Source organism: Methylobacterium iners, from assembly GCF_022179305.1.
Classification (GTDB): domain Bacteria; phylum Pseudomonadota; class Alphaproteobacteria; order Rhizobiales; family Beijerinckiaceae; genus Methylobacterium; species Methylobacterium iners.
The window spans coordinates 1-2,023 of the sequence record NZ_BPQP01000158.1; the positions used below are offsets into that span (position 1 = coordinate 1).

Consider the following 2,023-nt stretch of genomic DNA (forward strand, 5'->3'; position numbering starts at 1 on the left):
GGCGACTTGGCGCGCCGTGGCGAGGACAGGGTGACCAATCCATCAAACCCGTCCGAGCGCGCTCTGTTACGGTTGATCGCCGCCGGTGAGCGCCTCGCCCGGGCCCGCGACCTGGATGCGATCGCGGGCATCCTGCGCGACACCGCACGCGAGGTCCTCGGCGCTGACGGCATCGCCGTCGTGCTCCGCCAAGGCGAACTCTGCCACTACGTCGCCGAGGATGCCGTCGAGCCCCTTTGGCAGGGTTTGCGGTTTCCCCTTGGCTCCTGCGTGTCGGGGTGGTCGATGACGCACGGTCAGACCGTGATCATCCCCGACATCACCACCGATCCGCGCGTGCCCCAGGAGGCGTACCGGCGCACCTTCGTGCGCAGCCTGATCATGGCCCCGATTGGCACGGGCGAGCCCGTGGCAGCGCTCGGTGCCTACTGGGCCGATAAGCGCGAGCACGACCCGTTCACGGTCATGCTCCTGGAGTCGCTTGCCCGGTCTGCAGCGCTGGCCATTGAGCATGCCCAACTCAATGCCACCCTGGAGCACCGCGTCGAGGAGCGGACCCGGGAACTCGAACAAGCGCATGAGGCCCTTCGTCAGTCACAGAAACTTGAGGCCATCGGGCAGCTCACCGGTGGGATTGCGCATGACTTCAACAATCTGCTGACCATCATCCGCTCCTCTGTCGACTTCCTGCGCCGGCCGGAGCTGCCGGAGGAGCGCAAGAGCCGCTACCTCGATGCAGTCTCCGACACGGTTGATCGGGCCGCCAAGCTCACGGGGCAACTCCTTGCCTTCGCGCGGCGGCAAGCCCTCAAGCCCGAGGTCTTCGACGCCGCGTCCAAGGTGCGTGACATCGCGGAGATGCTCGACGTCGTCACCGGAGCGCGGGTCCGCTTGGTCACAAACCTGCCGGACGGACCTTGTTGCGTGCGGGCGGACCTGAGCCAGTTCGAGACTGCGCTCGTCAACTTGGCGGTTAATGGCCGGGACGCCATGGACGGTGAGGGCACGTTGACGCTGCGGGTGACCGGGAACGGTGCCATGCCGCAAATCCGTGGTCACTCCGGCACTCAGGGCACGTTCGTGGTGGTCTCGCTGACCGATACCGGAACCGGCGTTCGGGCGGACCAGATCGATCGTATCTTCGAGCCGTTCTACACGACGAAGGAGGTCGGCAAGGGCACCGGGCTTGGGCTCTCCCAGGTGTTCGGGTTCGTCAAGCAATCGGGCGGAGACGTGGACGTCTTTAGCGAACCGGGCCGGGGCACCACGTTCACGCTCTACCTGCCTGAGGTGGCAGCCGAGGTCCGGCTGGAGCGCAAGGCCGACCGCAACGATGGTCCGGCGCCGATCGGGACGAATCAGCGAGTGCTCGTAGTCGAGGACAACGTCGAGGTCGGTCAGTTCTGTACGCAGATCTTGGAAGACCTCGGCTACCGGACGGCATGGGCTGCGACCGCCGAGGAGGCGCTGGACAGGCTTGGCGACGATGGCAACGGGTTCGAAGTGGTATTCTCCGACGTCATCATGCCGGGGATGGGGGGCATCGCACTGGCGCTGGAGCTTCGACAGCGGCTGCCAAGCCTGCCGGTGATCCTCGCCTCCGGCTACAGCCATGCCCTTGCGCTGGACGGTGCTCAGGGCTTCGAGTTGCTGCACAAGCCCTACTCCGCCGAACAGCTCTCCAAGGTGCTGCGGGAGCGTCGATGCGGAGGCGGTGATCCATCGTCGCCCAGGCCAAACGTGGATGGGATGGCCGTACCCGCTTCAGCCATTCGGGTAGCCCGAGGGCACAATGGCACTGCGGTTCAAGGCGCCTCCAGGTTGCCCGAAACTCGTGGACGGGTGGAAGCTCCTCGCCGAAATGCCGAGCTGACGGACGGCCTCGTATCCTGAGGCTCGTTGCGTGAGTACACGGGCATGCCAGTCCGCAGTCATGCGAACTGAGAACGTCCGCTTCCAAGGACCGTGCAGCCGCGCGTTCGCGGCAAGTTCAGGTCAGAGGCGGAACGTCCGCTTTTGGACG

The 2,023-nt window shown here is 65.8% G+C and carries 1 protein-coding gene; it reads left to right on the top strand.

All coding sequences use genetic code 11. From position 1 onward, the window contains the following. The coding region (locus MFF55_RS26470) for an ATP-binding protein (RefSeq protein WP_238247215.1) at positions 1-1,893 on the top strand (1,893 nt) is incomplete at its 5' end. Positions 1,894-2,023 lie beyond the last annotated feature (130 nt).